Source organism: Nonomuraea sp. KM88, assembly GCF_052245635.1.
Lineage (GTDB): Bacteria > Actinomycetota > Actinomycetes > Streptosporangiales > Streptosporangiaceae > Nonomuraea.
In genome coordinates this window covers 110,892-132,824 of record NZ_JBQQCC010000016.1, presented here as the reverse complement: position 1 = coordinate 132,824, position 21,933 = coordinate 110,892, and the positions used below count along the sequence as shown (strand labels likewise).

The window sequence follows — 21,933 nt, the reverse complement described above, 5'->3', positions numbered from 1 at the left end:
GTCGGCGACGGTCACGTCTGATCAACCTAGGGAGCGGAGCGCCGGGCGGTCCATGGCCGGGAGTCGCGGGCCCGTTGACTCTGCGTCCACCCGAGGCGGCTCCGTGCCGTGTCCCGTGGTTAGAGTGGAAAGTACTGCTCCGTCCCCTCGGCGGCCGGTCACCCGGCAGGCGTGGAGGCAGTCGCTCGGCACGCCCGGCGAACGACGGAGGAACCATGAACGACTACCCGCAGATCGCGGACCACGGCATGGTGGGGGACCTGCAGACCGCCGCGCTCATCTCCGGAACGGGCGCCATCGACTGGTGGTGCACGCCACGGTTCGACTCCCCGAGTATCTTCGCCTCCCTGCTCGACAGCGAACGCGGCGGTTTCTGCCGGCTCGCCGTCGACTCCGGCCGCGTCGCCGGAGTGACCATCCGGCAGCTCTACCTACCGGACACCGCGATCCTCGTCACCCGCTTCATGGCTCCCGGCGGCGTCGGAGAGGTCGCCGACTTCATGGAACCGAACCCCTCCAGCATCCCCACCGACCGGCACCGTCTGGTGCGGGTCGTCCGGGTGGTCCGGGGCAGCCTGCCCTTCTCCTTTGTCTGCCGTCCCCGCTTCGACTACGGGCGGGCACCGCACACCCTCACTTTCCTCGATGACGGCTCGGCTCTTCTCCGTGGCCCGGGAACGGACCTGCACGTGCAGGTTCCCCCCTCTCTCTCGCTGCGCCCCGACGGCGACGACGTGACCGCCGACTTCGTCCTCCAGGCCGGTGAGACGGCCTTCGTCGTCCTGACCACCGAGAGCGGTGCCGGCGGGAGCGGCGGGCACCACGCGGCAGCCCCTCTGACCGCCGACGAGGTGCGCGCGAGCATCGAATCGTGCCGCGCCTTCTGGCATGACTGGCTGCGCGCGTCCCGGTACCGCGGCCGCTGGCACGATATGGTCAACCGTTCGGTGATCACTCTCAAGCTGCTCACCTACGCGCCCACCGGCGCGCCGATCGCCGCCGCCACGATGGGCCTGCCGGAACAGATCGGCGGCGAGCGCAACTGGGACTACCGGTACACGTGGGTCCGCGACGCGTCGCTGTCCGTCCGGGCCCTGATCGACCTCGGCTTCGTCGAGGAGGCCCAGGCCTTCCGCAGATGGCTGCGCGAGCGCCTGGAGGCCGGCGGCACCGCCTCGGGCGAGCCGCTGCAGATCATGTACCGGATCGACGGCGACCCCTACCTGACCGAGGAGGTCCTCGACCACCTGGAGGGGTACCAGAAGTCCGCGCCGGTCCGGGCCGGCAACGCGGCCGCCGACCAGCTCCAGCTGGACATATACGGTGAGGCCGCCGACGCCCTGGCCCAGGCCCAGGAGATTGGGGACATCCGTGGTTGGCGATCCTTCGCCGGCGTGCTGGACTGGCTGGCCGACGCCTGGGACCGTCCGGACGAGGGCATCTGGGAGACCCGCGGCGGGCGCCAGGACTTCACCTACAGCCGTCTGATGACCTGGGTCGCCTTCGATCGCGGCATCCGCATGGCCACCACCTACTCGCGCCCGGCCGATCTCGTCCGCTGGATGGCCACCCGCGACGCCGTCTTCAGCCAGATCGTCGACCGCGGATGGAACCCGCGCAGGCAGGCCTTCGTCCAGCACTACGCCACCGACGTGCTGGACGCCTCGCTCCTGCTCATGCCCCGCGTCGGCTTCATCTCCCCGCGTGACCCGGCCTGGCTGAGCACCCTCGACGCCATGGACCGCGAGCTGGTCAGCGACAGTCTCGTCTACCGCTACGATCCAGCCGCCTCCCCGGACGGGCTGCGCGGCTGCGAGGGCACCTTCAACCTGTGCAGCTTCCTCTATGTCGAGGCCCTGGCCCGCGCCGGCCGGCTGCAACAGGCCCGCTACGCCTTCGACAAGATGCTCACCTACGCCAACCACGTCGGCCTGTTCGCTGAGGAGATCGGCCCGTCGGGCGAGCAGCTCGGCAACTTCCCGCAGGCGTTCACGCATCTGGCGATCATCGCCGCGGCCGTCGCCCTCGACGAGCAGCTCGACCGCGCCGGCCGGTAGGCGGCGCGGCGCAGCCCAGGGCCGGAGGCCCGCGGCACGGCGGACCGGAGGCGTCCGTACGGCACGGCCCGGCAGGCTATGCCGGGCCGGGCGGCCCCGAACCGGACGGGAGGCTGATGGCGGCGGCGAGGCCGATCAGCGCGAAGACCGCGAGAGCGATCATGGCGAGAGCGTAGGAATGTTCCCCCTCGGCCGACCTGGAGATGAGGATCGTGCCGACGATCGCCGTGCCGAACGACGAGCCGAGGTTGGAGACGCTGCGTGACAATCCGGAAATCTCACCCTGCAGTTCTTCGGGGAAGCTGGACTGCACGACGTTGACCGACGGGGTCAGCATCACGCCCACGCCGAGGCCGATCAGCAGCAGTCCCGGCGCGAAGGCGACGACTCTCGAGGACGCCCCGACCAGGGCGAGCAGGATGCCGATCCCGGCCACGGTCATGGCGAAACCCGCCGAGATCAGCGACTTCTGCGAATACTTCCTGGCCAGCCGCTCCGCTGCCAGCGACGCGACGAGGGCGCCCACGGTCGCCGCGGTGAAGATGACCCCGGTCTGGATCGCGTTGTACCCGCGGACCGTCTGGAGGAAGACGGAGACGACGAACGACGTTCCCATGAGGATCAGCCACTGCATGTTCTGGGTGACGAGGCCGAGATTGGACGTGTGGTTCCGGAACAACCCCGTCGACAGCAGCGGCTCCCGCCCCGCCCGCTCCCGGGATCGGATGTGCAGGAAGAACCAGGCCAGCAGGACGGCCCCCACCGCGAGGAACGCCGCCATCAGCGCGGCGTCGTTGTCGGCCTGGAGGATCCCGAACACCACGAAGAACATGCCGACCGCCGACAGAACCGCCCCGGCGGCGTCGAAGGGGCGTTCCGGATCCGGCGCCACGGGGTCGACGAGCCCCCGGCTGAGGAAGAAGATGAACGCGACGACCACCGCCTGGAAGACGAAGGCGGCCCGCCAGTCGATCGCCGTCGCGATGAATCCTCCGATCAGCGGGCCCGCCGCCGCCCCGACGCCACCCAGGCCGCTGATCACGCCGAAGGCCCGGGCCCGCGACGGGAGATCGTCGTACGCCATCGTCGCGAAGATGTAGACCGGTGGGATCAGCAACGCCGTACCCACCCCTTCGAGCACCGAGTTGCCGAGGATCAGCACGCCGAGACCGGGCGAGAACGCGCTGATCAGGGCGCCGGCCCCGTACAGGGCGAGGCCCGCCAGAAAGCACCGCTTGCGGCCCCAGCGGTCGGTCAGCTTGCTGGCGGGGATCATGAGCACCGCCATGATCAGCAAGAACAGCGTGATCGTGCCCTGCACGCCCTGCACCGTCGTGTCCAGGTCCTCGCCGATGTCGTTGATCATCACGTTCATGTTCGAGCCGGCGAAGCTGCAGATGAACTGGGCCAGGGCGAGGGGCGCCAGCAGCCTCCGCGACGAGGCGGCCGGGCCGTGGGCGGCGGGAATCCTGGTCACCCTGCACTCCGTCCGCCGACCGGCCGGCGCGCGTGCAGAGCACGGACCTCCCTCTTCCACCTGCGCATAGTCACCTCACATCGATCGGCCGCACCCGCCGGTCCGGCGGGCGAGCCTGGTCAGTGGTGGAGTACGGCCTTGAGCGCCACGATGACCAGTCCGAGCAGCAGGTTGATCACGCTCGTGACCGCCACCATCCTGAGGGAGGCCCCGATCCTCACCGCCGCCGTGGCCGCCCAGGCGACCTGCGAGGCGACGGCGACCGCGAGAGCCAGCCATGCGGTGCCCTGCGCCCCAAGCCCCAGCAGCGGGCCGACGGCCACGGCGACGGCCGGCAGGACCGCCGCCTCGACGATCGGCCGCTCTTCCGAACAGGCCCTGCGGATGTCGGCCATGCTCATGGCCCGGAAGACCGTACGGGCACCGAACACCCGGGCGTACACGTGGGCGGCCCAGAACACGACCCCGGTGCCCAACAACAAGATGATCAGTTCCAGCCGGGGGAACCTGCCGAGGCTCCCGGCACCGACCACCACGGAGGCGGCCAGAAGCGATCCGTAGACGGCGCCGGTGTAGTTCCTGTGGACGGCGCCGGCCTGCGGATGAGCCGGCGCGTGCGGATCGGACATGGAGCACCGCCTAGCGGGCGGCCAGGCGGTTCCGCACCGTCACGGCGGTGGCGGCATCGGGACAGGAGATGGCGACGAGGTTGCTCATGGGACGTCTTCTCTCTGGTCGGTGGTGTCACGATGAGGCCACCGCCCAGGACGGGCCGGGCGGCGGTGCCGGATCGGTGCAGCTGCGACCGCTGTCTTCTGCGGCAGGGCAGTTGTCGAAGCTGTCCATGCCTCTCCATATGTCCTGGTGGTCCCCTTGTTTTCGTCGGGCGAGCGCCGCGAAGAGGTAAAAAGTCCAAGGGGGAAAGATGCGTCCCGAGGCCCAGAAGCGAGGTTACGCCTCATTTGCCCACTTTTGGGAGAGGGTGCGGAGAGTGCTGACGTGGCGGGGTAGAGGGGGAGGCGAAAGAGCGGCGCCGAGCGTGCTTCTGAGCGGCTCGACCGTCGCATTCTCGGAGATTGCACGGACGAAGCCGGCGTGCAGGCGCGGTCGCGAACGCGGACCACCTCCCAAGCTCCGCCGTGCGGAGGGAGCCGAGCATGGTAGACCCACGGCACGCGCGCACGCAGCAGCCATCCCGGGACCAGATCCCGGAGCAGGCGACGCCGCCGCGCACGGAGACGGCCCGGACGCAGACGCCGCTCGCGGAAGAGGCGCCTCGGCCCACCGGCTGGGTGGGTTGGGTGATCTTCGCCGGCATCGGGATGATCATCCTGGGCTGCTTCCAGGCGATGATGGGGCTGGTAGGGATCTTCAACACGGATTTCTACCTCGTCACCGCCAACAACCTGGCGATTCCCGTCAACTACACGGCCTGGGGATGGTTCCACCTGATCATGGGTGTGGTCGTCCTCCTCGCCGGCGCCGCCGTCATGTCGGGTAAGACCTGGGGACGGGTGGTCGGGATCGTCCTCGCCTCCCTCCAGGCGCTCGTCAACTTCGCCTGGTTCCCCGCCTACCCGTTCTGGTCGCTGATCGTCATCGCCTTCGACGTCGTCATCATCTACGCGCTGGCGGTCCACGGCCGGGAGATGAAGTCCTTCGACAGAAGCGGCCTGTAGGGGATTTCGCGCCGGGCCTGCGAGGTCCGCGGCGCGAGCGCCGAAGTGACGCGGGTGTGTCCCCGCGTCACTTCGGCGGCGCCGGTTTCGCCGCCGGCGGGGGCGGCTTCTTCGCCGCGGCCTCCAGCACCTCCTGGCGCGTGGCGAACGTGTCGACCAGCGAGAGCAGCATGGCCACCATGGGCACGGCCAGCAGCGCACCGATCGCACCGAACAGCGACGCCCCCAGGATCACTGCCGCGAACGACACCCCGGGATGGATGTCCACCGCCCTTGAGCTGATCTTCGGCTCCAGCGTCAGGTTCTCCACCTGCTGGTACAACAGTCCCCAGCCCAGTGCCGCCAGGCCGATCCAGGGCCGGGGCGAGACCAGCCCCACCACGACCGGCAGGGCGACGGAGATGTAGGTGCCGATGGTGGGCACGAGCTGAGCGACGAGGCCCGTCCACGCCCCGAGCGCGAGCCAGGACGGCATGCCGAGCGCCAGGAACACCAGAGCCGAGGCGGTGCCGTTGATGGTGGCGAGGACGAGCCGGGAAGAGACGTACCCGCCGGTCTTGCTCGTGGACACGTCCCAGACGGTGACGAAGACCTCCTGGAACCGGCCGGGCAGCAACTGCGCGATCCATCGGCGCAGCCGCGGCCCGTCGGCCGAGAAGTAGAACGTCAGCAACAGCAGGGTGAACATGTTGAACACCGCCCCCACCACCGTCCCCAGCAGGCCGAGCACGCCGCTGAGCGCACCCTGGGCGTACTCGGCCGCCTGCTGCGGGGTCAGGTTGACGGAGGCGAGGATGTCGGAGATGTCATAACGCGTGCCGAGACGGGTGTTGAGCCATTCCACGACGCCGGTGATGATCCCGGGCAGCGCCTCCAGCAGTACCGCGACCTGCTGCACGAACAGGCTGCCGAACAGGAGGAAGAAGACCACCACGGCCAGGGTGAACAGCGTCATCACCAGCAGCGTGGCCCTCCCGCGGCTGGTTCGCCGCGACAGGCGGCGCACGGCGGGCTCCATGGCCAGCGAGAGGAACCACGCCATCACCAGCATGGTGATCAGCGATCCCGCGTCGATGAGCACGAAGCGTACGAAGAACACCACGGCGACGACGGCCGCTATGCCGAGCCCGGCGCGCCAGACGTCTGCGGGCGCGATCAGTACCCGCACCGCGGGCGCCTTCTCGCGCGGCACCACCGGCTTCTCCATGACCCTCCAGGGACTCGGCGCCACACCCCTGCGTGGACCGCGCGGCAATCACTGCGAACGGACGTGGCCGGCCGGGGAGGCACCGGACGTCGACCTCTTGGGCGTGCCCGGCATCGAGGACGTGGTCCCGGTCACGCCGGACGCTGAGGTGACGTACTCAACGTACAAGGGCCGGGCGCTCCAGCCGGGCATTCACCGGCCGGTCGGCTCGTCGGCACGCGCGGCCCGGCAGCCAGGGCGGCGCGGCCGGCCTTCGCCGCGGGCGCCATCCGCTCCGAGACGGGCGTCACAGGAGCGGGAGAAGGCCGCGCGCGTCCGGGCGGGAGTCGAGGGCCATGACCTGATCCGCCAGGGGTGTCCGGCCCGGCGCGAGGCCGTGGAACTTGGCGAGCAGCCGCTCGTCGGAGAGGGGGTTGGTGGGAGAGCCGAGCGGGTCGCTCACCCTGGCCCGCCGGACGGCGCCCGTGGTCGTGGTGACGGTCAGGGCCGGCTCGTCGATGCCGCCCATCGTCGGGTCCACCTCCAGGTCGATGCGCTCCATGAGCTCGGTGGCCCGGGGGTCGCCGCGCCGTTCGGGGGAGTAGGCGGCCAGGTCGGCGTCGCCGTACAGGATCCTGGCGGCGATGGCGTACGGCAGGCTCAGCTGCGCGCGGGGAAGGGTGGTCGCGTCACGGCCGCCGCACATGCCGGCAACGAGCGGGCTCAGGCGCACGTGGATACGGTCGATCTCGCCGGCGTGCAGGTCCAGGCCGCCGATCGCGTCGATGGAGGAATGGGTGCTGCGGCACGACGCGTACGGCTTGATGGAGCAGCGCGAGATCCGCCACGCCGTGCCGAGGTCGCGGGTCAGGGCACCGGGATCGGCGCCGGCGCCCGCGTAGGTCCGCAGGAAGCCGCCCCACACGTCGTCGAAGATCCGGCCGGGCCCGCTCGTGCCGGACGCGGCCAGCAGTGCGGCGGTCAGCCCGCCCTCGGCGGCGCGGCCCGCGTGCAGCCGCTTGCTCGCCGCGCCGTCATGCACGAACGCCCACAGGCCACCGGAGAAGCCGGCCGCCAGCCCCAGCGCGTGGGCGGCTCGCGCGCTGTCCAACCCGAGCAGCCGCGCGCTCGCCGCCGCCGCGCCGAACGTGCCGCAGGTGCCCGTCGAGTGCCATCCGGTCTCGTTGTGCGCGGCGTACCCGCCGCACGCCTCCAGCGTCCGGCGGGCCACGTCATACCCCAGGACGACCGCCTCCAGCAGCTCGGAGCCGCTGACCGGGCGGTCGGCGAGGCTCAGGCAGGCCAGCGCGGCGGGCACCACCACGGCCCCGGAATGATCGCAGCCGCCGGTGTCGTCGAGTTCGAGCGCGTGCGCCGCGACGCCGTTGAGCAGTGCCGCGTCGCGCGGCGCCACGGCCAGGCCGGTTCCCCAGACGGGTGCGTTCCCGGGCGCGGCCAGGCCGGGAGCGGGGGAGGAAGCGCCGGCCATGGCGGCGCCCAGCGTGTCGAGGAGGTGCCGCTTGGCCCGCTCGATCACGTCGCGTGGCAGCGGCGGGGGCTCGGCGACGACGGCGGCGAGCGCCCGGAGGGGTGTCACGTGGGCGGCGTCCTCATGGGCCGGCGTCCTCACGGGGCGGCGGTCCCGTTGAGGGTGACCTGCTTGATGGCGTTGCCCTTGAGGCCCCACTTGTCGAGCAGGCTCGCGTAGGTGCCGTCCTGCTGCAGGGCGCGCAGTGCCTTGACGACCGCGTCGCGCAGGCGCGGGTCCTGCTTGGCGAATCCCATGGCCTGGTTGACCTCGGTGAACGGCTCGCCGATGAGGTGGAACTTGCCGGGGTCCTGCTGGGAGATGTAGGGGAGGGTCTCGCTGCCCTGGACCGCGGCGTCGACCCTGCCCTGGGTGAGCTGGGTACGCGCGTCCGCGGAGCCCTCCGTGCCGACGACCTTGATCGGCTTGCCGGAGCAGTTCTCCTTGCTCCACTTCTTGATCTCTCCGGGGAAGGAGGTGCGGCGGCTGGCCCCCACGGCCTTGCCGCACAGGCTCTTCGGATCGGCGACCTCGCTCGTGGAGAAGAACTGCGCGCCCGAGCTCAGGTAGCCGACGAGGTCGAGCGTCTCGCGGCGTTCTGGCAGGTCGCTCATCCCTGAGAGGATCATGTCGATCCGCCCGGTGGTGACCGCGCTCTGCAACTGCTCGAAGGACGTCTCCTGCCATTTGACCGTGACTCCGAGCTGCTTGCCGATGGCGTTGCCGAGATCGATGTCGAAGCCGGTGAGCTGGTTGGTCGAGGGGTCCTTGAACTCCAGCGGCGGGTAGTTGGGGACGTTGCCGACCACCATGGTCCCGGACTCGGCGATCTTCGGGGGAAGCCCGCCGTCCGACGCGGTCGCGAGGTTCTTCGGCGCCTGCGCGGTGCAGGCGGTGGCGGTCAGGGCGAGGCAGGCGAGCAGAAGCATGGGACGGGACAACGGAACTCCTAGAGAACTGCTGAGAGGAAGGTCTTCGTACGCTCGTGGGCGGGGTTGACCAGGACCTGGTCGGGGGGTCCCGTCTCGATGACGCGGCCGTCGTCCATGAACACCACCTGGTTCGCCACCTCCTTGGCGAAGCCCAGTTCGTGGGTGACGACGACCATGGTCATGCCGGACGCGGCCAGGTCGCGCATGACCGCGAGCACGTCGCCGACGAGCTCCGGGTCGAGCGCCGAGGTGGGTTCGTCGAACAACATCAGCCGCGGCCGCATCGCCAGCGCGCGGGCGATCGCGACCCGCTGCTGCTGCCCGCCGGACAGGGTCGTGGGGTAGGCGCCGGCCTTGTCCTCCAACCCCACCCGCTCCAGCAGCTCCAGCGCCCGCGTCCTGGCGGCGTCACGCGGTTCGCGCAGCACCCTGATCGGCCCCTCGATCACGTTCTCCAGCGCGGTCATGTGCGGGAACAGGTTGAAGCGCTGGAACACCATCCCGATCGGCCGCCGCTGCCGGGCGATCTGGGCGTCGCTGAGCTGGTGCAGCTTCCCGCCGCGCTCGACGTGGCCGAGCAGCTCGCCGTCGACCCAGACGGCGCCCTCGTCGATCGTCTCCAGCTGGTTGACGCAGCGCAGGAACGTGCTCTTGCCCGAGCCGGACGGCCCGATGACGCACAGCACCTCACCCGCCGCCACCTCGAGCGAGATGCCCTTGAGGACGTGGTGGGCGCCGAAGCGCTTGTGGACGTCGACTGCCTTGATCATTTCTTCACCCCTCGGGAGAAGCGGCGCTCGATGACCATCTGGCCCAGGCTGAGGATGGTGACCACGATCAGGTACCAGAACGTCGCCACGAACAGCAGCTCCATGACGCGGTTGTTGGCGTAGTAGATGTTCTGGGAGCTGTGCAGCACCTCCTGGTACTGGATCGCGCTGGCCAGAGACGTGAGCTTCACCATGCTGATGAACTCGTTGCCGATCGGAGGCAGGATGACCCGCATGGCCTGCGGCAACACGATCCTGCGCAGCGTCTGGAAGCGCGTCATCCCGACCGCCTGCGCGGCCTCCGTCTGCCCCTGGTCGACCGAGAGGATGCCGCCGCGCACCACCTCGGAGGTGTAGGCGCCCTGGCAGATGCCGAGCCCGAGCAGCGCGGCCACGAACGGGGTCATCAGGTCGACCATGCGCGCCTCGACGATGCCGGGGATGACGACGTAGGGGAAGACCAGCGCCAGGTTGAACCAGAGGAACAGCTGCAGCAGCTGCGGCGTGCCGCGGAAGATCCACGTGTAGAGGTACGAGACGCCGCGGGTGACGGGGTTCCGCGACATCCGCATCACCGCGAACAACACGCCCAGGGCCACTCCGAGGATCATGGCGAGCACGGCCATGACGAACGTGTTGACCACGCCGGTCAGGATGGCCTGCGCGGTCAGATACCGCCCGACCACGCTCCACTCGATCTGCGCGCCGGCGAACGAGGAGACGATCGCCACGAGGACGGCCACGACGACGATCGCCGCCACGTAGCGGCCGTAGTGCTTGCGCGCCACCCGGGGCAGGTGGGCGACATCTGTGGACATGTGGATCTCCTCACGAGCGAGAGGTCAGTGCGGGTGACAACACCCACAGAACTCGGGTGATCTCGTCGCCGGGGTTGGTGAAGGTGTGGGGAGTGTCGCCGGGGAACAGGAACGAGTCGCCCTCGCGCATCTCGACCCGCTCGCCCGAGGCCTCGATCGTGAACAGTCCTTTGAGGATGTGCACGAACTCGATGTCGACGGGAAGCGCGTACGGCTCGTGGCCCGACCCGCCGCCCGGCTCGATCTCGCTGAGCAGGACCAGCAGCCTGCGCTCGTCCTTCGGCGTCAGCTGGTACTCGGTCATTCCGCTGCCGCCGAACTCGAGCCTGGCCCGGCTCTCCGACCTGACCAGCCGCCCGCTGGAGCCGTCGAACAGGTCGGCCACGTCGAGGTCGAGCGCCTTGCACAGGCGCAGCAGCGAGGCGACCGAGATGGACACCTGGCCGCGTTCGAACCTGGACAGGAAGCCCTTGGTGAGCCCGGCCCGCTCGGCCGTCTCGGTCAGGCTCAGCCTGCTCCGGCGGCGCAGTTCGCGGGCCCTCGGTCCGAGACTGGGGGAGTCCGGGATCGAGATCACGTCGCGGGTCCCCGGTAGGCGCGGGCCCAGGCGCGCTGCCGCGCCAGCAGGTCGGTGAGGCGGTCGATCTGCTCCAGGACCCGGTCCGGCGAGGTGGCGCCGTAGCCGGTGCGCGCGGCGAGTGCCGCCTCGACGGTGAGGTGCGGGCGCACGTCCGGGGTCAGCCGCGCGTCCACCGCGGCGAGGTCCTCGTCCGGCAGTTCGTGCAGGTCCAGCCCTTTGTCCTCGCACATCCGCACGAGCGCGCCGGTGATCTCGTGGGCCTCGCTGAACGGCACGCCGCGGCGCGAGAGCCAGTCGGCCACCTCGGTGGCCAGCGTGAAGCCCTCGGTCGCCTGCCTGCGCAGCTCGTCGACGTTCACCGACAGCGTGCGCACCAGCCCGGCCATGGCGGGCAGCACGATCGTGAGGGTGTCCACGGTGTCGAAGACGGCCGCCTTGTCCTCGGACAGGTCCCTGTTGTAGGCCAGCGGCATCGCCTTCAGCGTCGCCATCAGGCCGCCCAGGTTGCCGAGCAGCCGGCCCGCCTTGCCCCTGGTGAGCTCGGCGATGTCGGGGTTCTTCTTCTGCGGCATGATCGAGCTGCCGGTGGCGAAGGAGTCGTGCAGCTCCACCCAGCCGAACTGGCGCGAGGCCCAGGTGGAGATCTCCTCGGCCAGCCGCGACAGGTTCACCCCCAGCATGGAGGTGGCGAACAGGAACTCGGCCACGTGGTCGCGACCGGCGACGGCGTCGATGGAGTTCTCGCACGGCCCGTCGTAGCCCAGCTCCGCGGCCGACAGCTCAGGGTGCACGGCTATCGCCGAGCCGGCCAGGGCCGCCGAGCCCAGCGGGGAGCGGGCGGTGCGCCGGTCCCAGTCCTCGAGCCGGTCGGCGTCGCGGGCGAACGCCTGCGCGTGGGCCAGCAGCTGGTGCCCGAACACGATCGGCTGGGCGGGCTGCAGGTGGGTGAAGCCGGGCGCCGCGGTGCGGACGTGCGCGCGGGCCTGCTCCACCAGGCCGTCCTGCAGCTCGGCCAGGGCCAGCACCAGCTTCCTCGCGTGATCGCGCAGGTACAGCCGCAGGTCGTTGGCCGTCTGGTCGTTGCGCGAGCGACCGGCGCGCACCTTGCCGCCCACCTTGCCCAGCCGCTCGACCAGGACCCGCTCCAGGAAGGTGTGCACGTCCTCGTCGGAGCTGTTCGGGCCGACCCGTCCGGCGCGTACGTCCTCGTCCAGCGTGTCGATCTCCGCCAGCAGCCGCTCCGCCTCGGCCGCGTCGAGGATCTCGGCTCTGAGCAGCTCACGGACATGGGAGCGCGAGCCCGCCAGGTCGTAGGCGGACATGCGGAAGTAGCTGTCGGGCGCGCGGGAGAGAGCGAGCAGCGACGGATCGGCGGGCGAGCGGAAGCGTCCACCCCAGAGCTGTTCGGACAACGCGGTTGCCTTCCGGTAAACGAAGTTTTCCGACATAGTGGTCTGCGTTGCCAGGGGTGTCAATAGCACCTCTTAAGCAGAAATATGCCGTTAACGAGGGAGTTTCATGTTTCAGGGACCCGTCGACGCCTCGCAGGTCCCACGCTTCGCAGGTCCCGACACCTATGCCCGGTTGCCCCGCCTCGACCAGGTGGAGCGGGCGGATGTCGCGATCGTGGGCGTGCCGTTCGACAGCGGGGTCTCCTACCGTTCCGGCGCCCGCTTCGGCCCGGCCGCGGTGCGCCAGGGCAGCAAGCTGATCAGGCCCTACAACCCCGCGCTGGACGTCTCTCCGTTCGCCGACCTGCAGGTCGCCGACGCCGGGGACATCGCCTGCAACCCGTTCGACATCGGCCAGGCCATCGACACGATCGAGCAGGCCGCCGGGGGGTTCGACGCCAAGCTGGTCACCATCGGGGGCGACCACACCATCGCGCTGCCGCTCCTGCGTGACGTGCACCGCAAGCACGGGCCGCCGGCGCTGCTGCACTTCGACGCCCACCTGGACACCTGGGACACCTACTTCGGGGCCGAGTACACGCACGGCACGCCGTTCCGCCGCGCGGTGGAGGAGGGCATCCTCGACACCGAGGCACTCAGCCACGTCGGCACCAGAGGACCGCTGTACGGCAAGGCCGACCTGGCCGAGGACCGCAGGCTCGGCTTCGGCATCGTCACCTCGGCCGACGTCATGCGGCGCGGCCCCGACGAGATCGCCGACGCCCTGCGCCAGCGGATCGGCGACCGGCCGCTCTACATCTCCGTCGACATCGACGCGCTCGACCCCGCCCACGCCCCGGGCACGGGCACCCCGGAGGCGGGCGGCCTGACCAGCCGCGAGCTGCTGGAGATCCTGCGCGGGCTGTCGGGCTGCAACCTGGTCGGCGCCGACGTGGTGGAGGTGGCCCCCGCCTACGACCACGCCGAGATCACCTCGGTCGCCGCCGCGCACGTCGCCTACGACCTGATCAGCCTGTTCGCGCTGGGGAAACGGACATGAGAACCGGGGGAGACCTGGTCGCCGAGACCCTGGCCGCGCTCGGCGCCACCACGGTGTTCGGCGAGCCGGGCCAGCACGCGCTCGCCATGTTCGACGCCCTGCGCCGCTCCCCGCTGCGCTACGTCGGATGCCGCACCGAACTGGGCGTCGCCTTCGCGGCCGACGGCCATGCCCGGGCCACCGGGACGGCGACCCCGTTCCTGGTCTCCACCGGCCCCGGTGCGCTGGCGACCCTGCCCGCCCTGATGGAGTCGCGCCTGGCCTGCGCCCCGGTGGTCGGGATCTCCAGCCAGATCCCGTCCGACGGGCTGGGCGGCCGCAGGAAGGGATACCTCCACGAGCTCCCCGACCAGGCGGCTTCCTTCCGCGGCGTGGTCACGTCGGTCCAGGTCGTGCGGGCGGCCTCGCAGATCCCGTCCGCCCTGGCCCAGGCCTGGGAGGCGGCGCTCAGCGTGCCGCAGGGCCCCGCGTGGGTGGAGATCCCGCAGGACGTCCTGCTCGCGCCCACGGACGTCCCGGTGGTGGCCGGCCCGAGCGTGTGCCCGCGCACGCCGCAGCCCCGTGCCGAGCTGGTACGGCAGGCCGTACAGGCGCTCGACTCCGCGTCGAACCCCGTCATCCTGGCCGGCGGCGGGGTCAACCTGTCAGGGGCGGGGCCGGAGCTCCTCGCCCTGGCCGAGCGGCTGCGCGCGCCGGTGGCCACCACGTTCGCCGCGAAAGCGGTCTTCCCCCGCGAGCACCCGCTGTCGCTGCAGTCGTGGCTGGAGGACCGCTTCGTCACCGAGTTCCTCGAGGAGGCGGACGTGCTGCTGGTCGCGGGTTCGGGGCTGGGGGAGCTGTCCAGCAACTACCACACGATGCGCCCGCGGGGGCGCGTCGTCCACATCGAGGCCGATCCGGGAAAGCTGGAGGCCAACACGAGCGGTTCGCTCGCCGTGCACGGAGATGCGAAGGCGACGCTGGGCGCGTTCGCCGCGGCGGTGCGGCCCAGGGAGGGCGACGGGCGCGCGGAAGCGGCCGTGGCGGACGTGCTGCGGCGGGTGCGCGACCGGCTCGCCGGCCACGAGCAGGAGTTCGCGCTGCTGGAGGCGATCCCGTCCGGCGTGCCGGCGTTCTGGGACATGACCATCCTCACCTACTGGGCGTGGTCGGCCTTCCCCGGCCACATGTGGTCGGCGCAGGGCGCGGGCGGCCTCGGATACGCGCTGCCCGCCGCGGTCGGCGCGGCGGCCTCGGGACAGCGCACGCTGGCGATCTCGGGCGACGGCGGCGCGATGTACGGCCTGGCGGAACTCGCCACCATGCGCCAGCACGGCCTGGACGTCACCTGGCTGATCGTCGACGACGGTGGCTACGGCATCCTGCGGGAGTACATGACCGGCGCGTTCGGCACGCCTACCGGCACCGAACTGGCCAGGCCGGACTTCGCCCGCCTGGCCGCGTCGTTCGGGGTCGCCGCCCGCGACGCGACGCCCGGTTCCCTGGCCAAGGAGCTCGCCGGCTCCCTGGCCGAGCCGGGGCCGAGCGTCGTGGTCCTGCACGCCCGCCCCCGCATGTTCGCCCCGACCTAGGAACGACCGGCGAGAGCCCCTCCTAGACGCCGAGCGCCGACGGGAGGCTCAGCTCGTGCAGGAACAGCGCCTCCGCGGTGGCGACGCGGCGGAGCTCCTCCAGGTCGACCCGCTCGTTGGGCGCGTGGATGGCGGCGTCCTCGTCCTCCGCGCCGAACAGCAGGATCTCCGCCGCGGGGTACTGCTTCAGCAGCGTGTTGACCAGCGGGATCGACCCGCCCGCGCCCACGTCGCGCGGCGGGCGGCCGAAGGCGCGCTCCATCGCCCGGTTGAGCGCCGACCTGGCCTTGCCGCCGGAGTCGGCCTGGAAGCCGGAGCCCACGACGACGTCGCCGAACGTCACCTGCACACCCCACGGCGCCACCTGCCGCAGGAACTCCGTCACCGCGCTGACCGTCGTCCTCGGGTCGCCGGCCGGCGGGATGCGGAGCGTCACCCTGGCCCTGGCGACCGGCTGCACGGCGTTGACCGCGCCCGACACCGTCGGCACGTCCATGCCCGTCACGGTGATCGAGTAGGACGACCACAGGCGGTCGGCCAGCGAGCCTGAGCCCACCAGGGAGACCCCGTCGAGCACCCCTGCGGTCTGCCGGAACTCCTCCTCCGACGGCCCCTGGCCGAAGAAGTTGCCCCTGGGCAGGCCCGGCACCCGGACGTCGCCGTTGTCGCCGTGCAGCGCGGTCAGCATGCGCATCAGGGCCGCCAGCGCGTCGGGGGCGGCGCCGCCGAACGATCCGCTGTGCAGGGCCTCGCGCAGCGTGCGGACCTCGACGGTGAAGGCGGCCATGCCGCGCAGCGACGTCGTGACCGAGGCGTCGCCCACGCGCGGGTTGCCGGTGTCGGCCACCACGATGGCGTCGGCCCGCAGCAGCTCGGGATTCTGCTCGACGAACGCCTCCAGGCGCTCGCCCGCGTATTCCTCCTGGCCCTCGATGATGACCTTGATGCCCACAGGGAACCGGCCGTGGAAGGCGCGCAGGGCGGTGACGTGGGAGATGATGCCGGATTTGTCGTCGGCGCAGCCGCGCCCGTACAGGCGGCCGTCGATCAGGGTCGGCTCGAACGGCGGGGTGCGCCACGCCTTCAGGTCACCGGCGGGCTGCACGTCGTAGTGGGCGTAGAGCAGGACGGTGGGCACGCCGGGCGGTGCGGGCGCCTCGCCGTAGACCGCGGGGAAGCTTCCCTCCACCTGCACCTGCTGGACGCGCGGCAGACCGGCGGAACGCAGCAGTTCCTCCGTCAGCGCGGCGGCGGCGCGCACCGGCTCCTCCGGATGCCCGGGGAAGGCCACGGAAGGGATGGCGGCGAGCCGCTTGAGCTCCTCGACGCCTTGGGGCATCGCGGCGGCGACAGCGCTTTCTATCTGGTCAGGAGTCACGGACGGTTCCCTCGGGGGTCGTTCTCACAGAGATTTCTCGAACAGTTCTACAGGGTGACAGGCGCTTTGCCGTCATGGAGCGAGGATACGAGGTTCCGTGACGCGCTGACCGCGCTGAGCCACTGCGGCAGGTGTACGGATTTCGTTGCTGTTACAGAGCGGTTCTGCGGATCTCGATTTTCTTGCAGAGTGTCGCGACCGATTCGCTTGGCAAGCATCAGGTGAACAGGCAAACTGTGGGAAGTCAGACACGAGGGAAGATAGCCATGACGCAGCCGGAAAACGACGTCCTCAAGGCCGCGCAAGACCATCTGTGGTTGCACTTCACCAGGCACAGCTCCTACCAGCAGTCCGAGATCCCGACCATCGTCCGGGGTGAGGGCTCCTACATCTACGACATCCACGGCAAGCGCTATCTCGACGGTCTGGCCGGGCTGTTCGTGGTCCAGGCCGGGCACGGGCGCCAGGAGCTCGCCGAGGCCGCCGCCAAGCAGGCCCAGGAGCTCGCGTTCTTCCCGCTGTGGTCCTACGCCCACCCCAAGGCGGCGGAGCTGGCCCAGCGCCTGGCCTCCCACACCCCCGGCGAGCTCGACCGCGTCTTCTTCACCACCGGGGGCGGCGAAGCGGTCGAATCCGCATGGAAGCTCGCCAAGCAGTACTTCAAGCTCGTCGGCAAGCCGCTCAAGCACAAGGTCATCAGCCGCCAGATCGCCTACCACGGCACCCCGCAGGGCGCCCTGTCGATCACCGGCATCCCGGCGTTCAAGGAGATGTTCGAGCCGCTCGTGCCCGGCTCCATCAGGGTGCCCAACACCAACCACTACCGCGCCGACGAGATCACCGGCGTCAAGGGCATGACCCCCGAGGAGTACGGCTTCTGGGCCGCCGAGCGCGTGGCCCGCGCCATCGAGATGGAGGGCCCCGACACGGTGGCCGCCGTCTTCGCCGAGCCCGTGCAGAACGCCGGCGGCTGCTTCCCTCCCGCCCCCGGCTACTTCCAGCGCCTGCGCGAGATCTGCGACGAGTACGACGTGCTGCTCGTCTCCGACGAGGTCATCTGCGCGTTCGGCCGGCTCGGCACCATGTTCGGCGGCCAGAAGTTCGACTACGTGCCGGACATCATCACCTGTGCCAAGGGCCTGACCAGCGGCTACTCGCCCATCGGTGCCATGATCGCGCACGAGCGGCTGTTCGAGCCCTTCAAGGGCGGCGACACCATGTTCGCGCACGGCTACACCTTCGGCGGCCACCCCGTCTCCGCCGCCGTCGCGCTGGCCAACCTCGACATCTTCGAACGCGAAGACCTGCTCGGCCACGTCACCAGGAACGAGCCGCTGTTCAAGGAGACCCTCGAAGGGCTGCGCGACCTCCCGATCGTCGGCGACGTGCGCGGCTCCGGCTACTTCTGGGGCATCGAACTGGTCAAGGACAAGACCACCAAGGAGACGTTCGACGCCGAGGAGTCGGAGCGGCTGCTGCGCGGCTTCCTGTCCAGGGCGCTGTACGAAGCCGGCCTCTACTGCCGGGCCGACGACCGCGGCGACCCCGTCATCCAGTTGGCGCCCCCGCTGATCGCCGGACCCGAGGAGTTCGCCGAGATCGGGTCCATCCTCCGCAACGTGCTCACCGAAGCATGGGCGCGCCTCTAGGGGCCGCTCGCCGTCACACCATCCGGTACGACGTGCCGGCGCGCGAAAGGATCCACGGATGAAGATCGGCGTTCCCGCCGAGGTCAAGAACCACGAATATCGGGTCGCGGCGACCCCCGCGGGCGTTCACGAACTCGTGCGCAACGGCCACGACGTCACCGTCCAGCAGGGTGCGGGTCTGGGCTCGTCCATCACGGACGAGGAATATCTCGCGGCGGGCGCCAAGATCGTCGACAGCGCCGACGCGGTGTGGGGCGAGGCGAGCCTGGTGCTCAAGGTGAAGGAGCCGGTCGCCGAGGAGTACCACCGGCTGCGCGACGGGCTGGTGCTGTTCACGTACCTGCACCTGGCCGCCTCCCGCCCCTGCACCGACGCCCTGCTCAAGGCGAGGACCACGGGGATCGCCTACGAGACGGTGCAGGTCGGCGGGGCGCTGCCGCTGCTCGCCCCGATGTCCGAGGTCGCCGGCCGCCTCGCGCCGCAGGTGGGCGCGTACAACCTGATGCGCTTCAACGGCGGCCGCGGCGTCCTGCCGGGCGGAGTGCCCGGCGTGGCCCCGGCCAAGGTGGTCGTGATCGGCGGCGGCGTGTCGGGGCTGAACGCCGCCCAGATCGCCGTCGGCATGGGCGCCGACGTGACCGTGCTCGACACCAACGTCGACCGGCTGCGCTTCATCGACGCCATCTACCAGGGCCGGCTCAAGACGCTGGTCTCGACGTCGTACGCGATCGAGCGGGAGGTCCTGCAGGCCGACCTGGTCATCGGCGCGGTGCTGATCCCCGGCGCCAAGGCCCCGACGCTCGTCTCCAACGACCTCGTGTCCCGCATGAAACCGGGCTCGGTGCTCGTCGACATCGCCATCGACCAGGGCGGCTGCTTCGAGGACTCGCGCCCGACCACGCACGCCGAGCCCACCTACCCGGTGCACGACTCGGTCTTCTACTGTGTGGCCAACATGCCGGGCTCCGTCGCCAACACCTCCACCTACGCCCTCACCAACGCGACCCTCCCGTACGCGGTCAAGCTGGCGAACATGGGCTGGCGGGAGGCCGTCAAGGCCGACGCGGGGCTCGCGGGCGGGCTCAACACGCAGGACGGCCGGCTGACGAACCAGCCGGTGGCGGAGGCGCTCGGGCTGGCGTACACGCCGGTGACCGAAGTCGTCTAGCCGTCCACGCGGTACGTCGTGCTGCGCACGATCTCCTCGGGGGTGAGCTGCTCCCTGGCGGTCGTCACGGCCCAGCGGTGGCCGAAGGGGTCGCGGAGCACGCCGTACCGCTCGCCCCAGAACATCTCGCCCACCGGCATCTCCACCTCGGCCCCGGCGCCGATCGCCTGCTCGGCCACCGCGTCGGGGTCGTCGACCTCCAGCAGGATCAACACGGGGCTGCCGCCCAGCGTCGGCGGCGCCGGCGCGCCGAAGGCCGGGGTCTCCTCGCTCACCAGCAGCCGTCCGGCGCCGAGCTGGAGCTCGACGAAGAGGATCGTCCCGTCGGACAGCGTGTTGCGGAACACCTCGACCGCGCCGAGGCCCTCCCGGTAGAACCCGATCGCCGCCTCCGCGTCGCGCACGAACAGGTGCGGGCACAGCCCTTGCGGCCGTAGCGACGTCATGTGACCAGCCCTGCCTCTCTCGCGGCCGTCACCAGGCGTGACATCAGCTCTGCCTCGTCCCGTGCGGCCCGCACACCTTGCGGGGTCAGTTGGTAGTAGCGCCTTCTGGCGTCGTGGGGCGCGGCCGGGTCTCCGGCGTCGACCTCCTCAACCAGCCCGTCGGCCACCAGCCGGTTGATGGTGCGGTAGAGCGTGCCGGGCCCGAGCCTGACCGCGCCACCGCTGATCTCCTCGACGAACCGCATCACCGCGTAGCCGTGCCCGCGGCCGCCGGCCAGTGCCAGGAGCACGTGGAAGCCGGCGGCGGTGAGCATGATTGACACCATAGCACCACTCTGGTTATATCCGTCGTGGATACAACCAGGGAGGTATGATGGCGCTCTCCATCAGCCAGGTCACCCTCTACGTCGGTGACCAGCAGCGAGCGGTCGACTTCTGGACCGGCAAGATGGGTTTCACGGTCACCACCGACATGCCCTACGGCGACGACCGCTGGATCGAGGTCCAGCCGCCCGACGGGGGCGCCCGGCTGGTCCTCATCAAGGCCGACCCCGCCTGGCCCGCGCCGGCCACGGGCATGCCCCACTACGTGTTGTTCCAGGCGGACGACATCGTCAGGACACACCAGGAGCTCGTGGCGCGCGGCGTCGAGTTCGTCACCGAGCCGCAACACCAGCCGTGGGGCTGGTCGGCCGTCTTCAAGGACGAAGAAGGCCACCAGTTCCACCTCGGCCAGCGCTGACCACCGCACCGGATTCACCCCGGCCGGCGCTGACCACCGCACCGGAATCCACCCCCGGCCGGCGCTGACCATCGCACCCGGGTTCCGGCCCCGGCCGCTCAGCGCACTCCCAACCGCCTGCGCAGGTCGCGCGCGGTGGCCAGGACGTGCCGGAGCTCGCCCGGGCTCGGCCACGGGGCGCTGCCGGGACGCAGCAGCGTGCCGCGTACCGAAGCCAGGTGCTCGATCGCGCTCACGTGCACCCCGCTCCGCTCCACCAGCCACCCGACCACCTCGGAATGGTCGTGCAGCGGCCGGGTCACCAGATCCCACGTGCCCAGCACCTCCGCCAGGTCCGCCACGTCCAGCGGCACACCGCCCCTGCGCCCGGTGGCGGCCGAGGCCAGCTCCGCCCGAGCCGTCAGCTCCGGCTCGGCGGACCGGCCCCAGGCCGGCGGCGGCGGGTCGGACAGCCACTCGCGCGCCTCGCCGTGCTCCCCCGCCACCGACAGCAACCCGCCCAGCTCGACCGCGGCCGCGTGGTGCCCGGCCAGCGCCGCCTGCCTGAACCAGTGCTGCCCGCTCGACAGATCGCCGAACTCGGCGATGAGCAGCAGCGCGTAGTCGTAGGCCGACTCGGGGTCGCCGCCCGCCGCCGCCCGGCCGAACCAGTGGCTGGCCGCCGCGTTGTCGCCCAGCTCCACGCAGACGAACCCGGCCATCCGCTGGTCCTCCACCCGCCCGGCGCCCGCCGCCCGCTCGAACCAGGCGCGGGCCGTACGCAGGTCGCCCCGGGACAGCGCGAGACCGCCGAGCCGGGACGAGGAGCCGGCGTGCTCGTGCTTGGCGGCCAGCCGGTAGTAGCCCTCCGCCCCCTCGGGGTCGCGGCTGGCGTGCAGGTAAAGACCCATGCAGTGCGCCGACTCGGCGTGGCCGCCCCTGGCCCCGCGCTCCCACCAGTGCACGGTCTCCTCGTCGTCGCCCGCGGAATAGGCCAGGAACCCCAGGTCGTGCGCCGAGGCCACGTCGCCGTCGGCGGCCGCCTGGCGGTGCCATTCGCGGGCGGCCGCCAGCTCACCCGAGTCCTCGCACAGCAGGGCGAGCCTGCGGGCGGCCGCCCTCGACCCGTCGCGCGCCGCGGCCTCGAACCAGCCCCTGGCGGCCTCCGCGTCGCCGCGCTGTTCGAGCAGCAGCGTCGCCAGGTTGGCCGCGGCCTCGGCGTCGCCGGTGCTCGCGGCCAGCTCGTACCAGGAGACGGCCTCCTCCAGGCTGCCGTGCTTCTCGTGCCAGATGCCCAGGTTGTAGGCGCTGTCGACGTTGCCGCCCGCGGCGGCCCGCTCCCACCAGTGCTTGGCGGCCGTGCGGTCACCGTGCTGGGCGTAGAGCCTGCCGAGCCGGTGCGCGGCCTGCGCGTCGCCCGCCCGCGCAGCGGCCAGCAGCTCGTGCTCGTCTCCCATCCGTGGCGCCGGTACGGCCGGCGCCGTCACCTCTCCTTGCCAGGCCATGGCGACAGAGTGGCACG

Annotated in this window: 20 protein-coding genes; 7 read left to right on the top strand and 13 right to left on the bottom strand. The window is 71.0% G+C overall.

The window, feature by feature from the left end:
• Positions 1–215: 215 nt before the first annotated feature.
• Positions 216–2,057, top strand: coding sequence for a glycoside hydrolase family 15 protein (locus ACTWPV_RS37340; protein WP_443155399.1), 1,842 nt, complete (start codon positions 216–218; stop codon positions 2,055–2,057).
• Between the two features lie 76 nt (positions 2,058–2,133).
• On the opposite strand, the gene ACTWPV_RS37335 is transcribed toward ACTWPV_RS37340, so the two are convergent.
• The gene (locus ACTWPV_RS37335) at positions 2,134–3,534 is read right to left on the bottom strand and encodes an MFS transporter (protein WP_443155398.1); all 1,401 of its coding nucleotides are present in this window, start codon (positions 3,532–3,534) and stop codon (positions 2,134–2,136) included.
• Between the two features lie 119 nt (positions 3,535–3,653).
• Positions 3,654–4,163 carry a hypothetical protein gene (locus tag ACTWPV_RS37330; RefSeq protein WP_443155397.1) on the bottom strand — a complete coding sequence of 170 codons (510 nt, stop codon included), beginning with the start codon at positions 4,161–4,163 and terminating at the stop codon, positions 3,654–3,656.
• A gap of 528 nt (positions 4,164–4,691) precedes the next feature.
• Between ACTWPV_RS37330 and ACTWPV_RS37325 the strand changes: the two genes are divergently transcribed.
• Positions 4,692–5,213 (top strand): DUF7144 family membrane protein, encoded by a 522-nt coding sequence (locus ACTWPV_RS37325; protein WP_347643379.1) that lies wholly within the window; start codon positions 4,692–4,694, stop codon positions 5,211–5,213.
• Positions 5,214–5,280: 67 nt separating this feature from the next.
• Here the strand turns inward: ACTWPV_RS37325 and ACTWPV_RS37320 are convergent, their stop codons facing one another.
• The 7 genes from ACTWPV_RS37320 to argH all read right to left on the bottom strand — a co-directional run bounded on the left by ACTWPV_RS37320 (position 5,281) and on the right by argH (position 12,439).
• Positions 5,281–6,420, bottom strand: coding sequence for an AI-2E family transporter (locus ACTWPV_RS37320; protein WP_443155396.1), 1,140 nt, complete (start codon positions 6,418–6,420; stop codon positions 5,281–5,283).
• Positions 6,421–6,706: 286 nt separating this feature from the next.
• On the bottom strand, positions 6,707–7,996 hold the full coding sequence (locus tag ACTWPV_RS37315) for an MmgE/PrpD family protein (RefSeq protein WP_443155395.1): 1,290 nt from the start codon (positions 7,994–7,996) through the stop codon (positions 6,707–6,709).
• 29 nt (positions 7,997–8,025) lie between these two features.
• Positions 8,026–8,868: an ABC transporter substrate-binding protein gene (locus ACTWPV_RS37310; RefSeq protein ID WP_347643382.1), complete on the bottom strand. Its 843-nt coding sequence runs from the start codon at positions 8,866–8,868 to the stop codon at positions 8,026–8,028.
• An 8-nt stretch (positions 8,869–8,876) separates the two neighbouring features.
• Entirely contained in the window at positions 8,877–9,629 is a 753-nt protein-coding gene (locus ACTWPV_RS37305; RefSeq protein WP_347643383.1) for an amino acid ABC transporter ATP-binding protein, read from the bottom strand.
• Positions 9,626–10,447 carry an amino acid ABC transporter permease gene (locus tag ACTWPV_RS37300; RefSeq protein ID WP_347643384.1) on the bottom strand — a complete coding sequence of 274 codons (822 nt, stop codon included), beginning with the start codon at positions 10,445–10,447 and terminating at the stop codon, positions 9,626–9,628. The genes ACTWPV_RS37305 and ACTWPV_RS37300 overlap by 4 nt, the downstream gene beginning before the upstream one ends.
• Before the next feature lie 10 nt (positions 10,448–10,457).
• A complete protein-coding gene (locus ACTWPV_RS37295; protein ID WP_347643385.1) occupies positions 10,458–11,024 on the bottom strand; it encodes a helix-turn-helix domain-containing protein in 567 nt (188 codons plus the stop codon).
• Entirely contained in the window at positions 11,021–12,439 is a 1,419-nt protein-coding gene (argH, locus tag ACTWPV_RS37290) for an argininosuccinate lyase (RefSeq protein WP_443155394.1), read from the bottom strand. Before argH ends, ACTWPV_RS37295 begins: the two co-directional genes overlap by 4 nt.
• Before the next feature lie 106 nt (positions 12,440–12,545).
• On the opposite strand from argH, the gene speB reads away from it, so the two are divergent.
• Entirely contained in the window at positions 12,546–13,478 is a 933-nt protein-coding gene (gene speB / locus ACTWPV_RS37285; RefSeq protein ID WP_347643387.1) for an agmatinase, read from the top strand.
• Positions 13,475–15,049, top strand: a complete 1,575-nt coding sequence (locus ACTWPV_RS37280; RefSeq protein ID WP_443155393.1) for a thiamine pyrophosphate-binding protein — start codon at positions 13,475–13,477, stop codon at positions 15,047–15,049. Before speB ends, ACTWPV_RS37280 begins: the two co-directional genes overlap by 4 nt.
• 22 nt (positions 15,050–15,071) lie before the next feature.
• On the opposite strand, the gene ACTWPV_RS37275 is transcribed toward ACTWPV_RS37280, so the two are convergent.
• Positions 15,072–16,427, bottom strand: a complete 1,356-nt coding sequence (locus ACTWPV_RS37275; protein WP_443155392.1) for a dipeptidase — start codon at positions 16,425–16,427, stop codon at positions 15,072–15,074.
• Positions 16,428–16,693: 266 nt separating this feature from the next.
• On the opposite strand from ACTWPV_RS37275, the gene ACTWPV_RS37270 reads away from it, so the two are divergent.
• The gene (locus ACTWPV_RS37270) at positions 16,694–18,076 is read left to right on the top strand and encodes an aspartate aminotransferase family protein (RefSeq protein ID WP_347643390.1); all 1,383 of its coding nucleotides are present in this window, start codon (positions 16,694–16,696) and stop codon (positions 18,074–18,076) included.
• 58 nt (positions 18,077–18,134) lie between these two features.
• On the top strand, positions 18,135–19,244 hold the full coding sequence (gene ald / locus ACTWPV_RS37265) for an alanine dehydrogenase (RefSeq protein ID WP_443155391.1): 1,110 nt from the start codon (positions 18,135–18,137) through the stop codon (positions 19,242–19,244).
• On the opposite strand, the gene ACTWPV_RS37260 is transcribed toward ald, so the two are convergent.
• Entirely contained in the window at positions 19,241–19,690 is a 450-nt protein-coding gene (locus ACTWPV_RS37260; protein ID WP_347643392.1) for a VOC family protein, read from the bottom strand. The genes ald and ACTWPV_RS37260 overlap by 4 nt on opposite strands.
• Positions 19,687–20,004, bottom strand: a complete 318-nt coding sequence (locus tag ACTWPV_RS37255; RefSeq protein ID WP_347643393.1) for a PadR family transcriptional regulator — start codon at positions 20,002–20,004, stop codon at positions 19,687–19,689. Before ACTWPV_RS37255 ends, ACTWPV_RS37260 begins: the two co-directional genes overlap by 4 nt.
• 56 nt (positions 20,005–20,060) lie before the next feature.
• Between ACTWPV_RS37255 and ACTWPV_RS37250 the strand changes: the two genes are divergently transcribed.
• Positions 20,061–20,432: a VOC family protein gene (locus ACTWPV_RS37250; RefSeq protein WP_443155390.1), complete on the top strand. Its 372-nt coding sequence runs from the start codon at positions 20,061–20,063 to the stop codon at positions 20,430–20,432.
• A gap of 98 nt (positions 20,433–20,530) precedes the next feature.
• Here the strand turns inward: ACTWPV_RS37250 and ACTWPV_RS37245 are convergent, their stop codons facing one another.
• Positions 20,531–21,916, bottom strand: coding sequence for a tetratricopeptide repeat protein (locus tag ACTWPV_RS37245; protein WP_443155389.1), 1,386 nt, complete (start codon positions 21,914–21,916; stop codon positions 20,531–20,533).
• Positions 21,917–21,933: the final 17 nt, after the last annotated feature.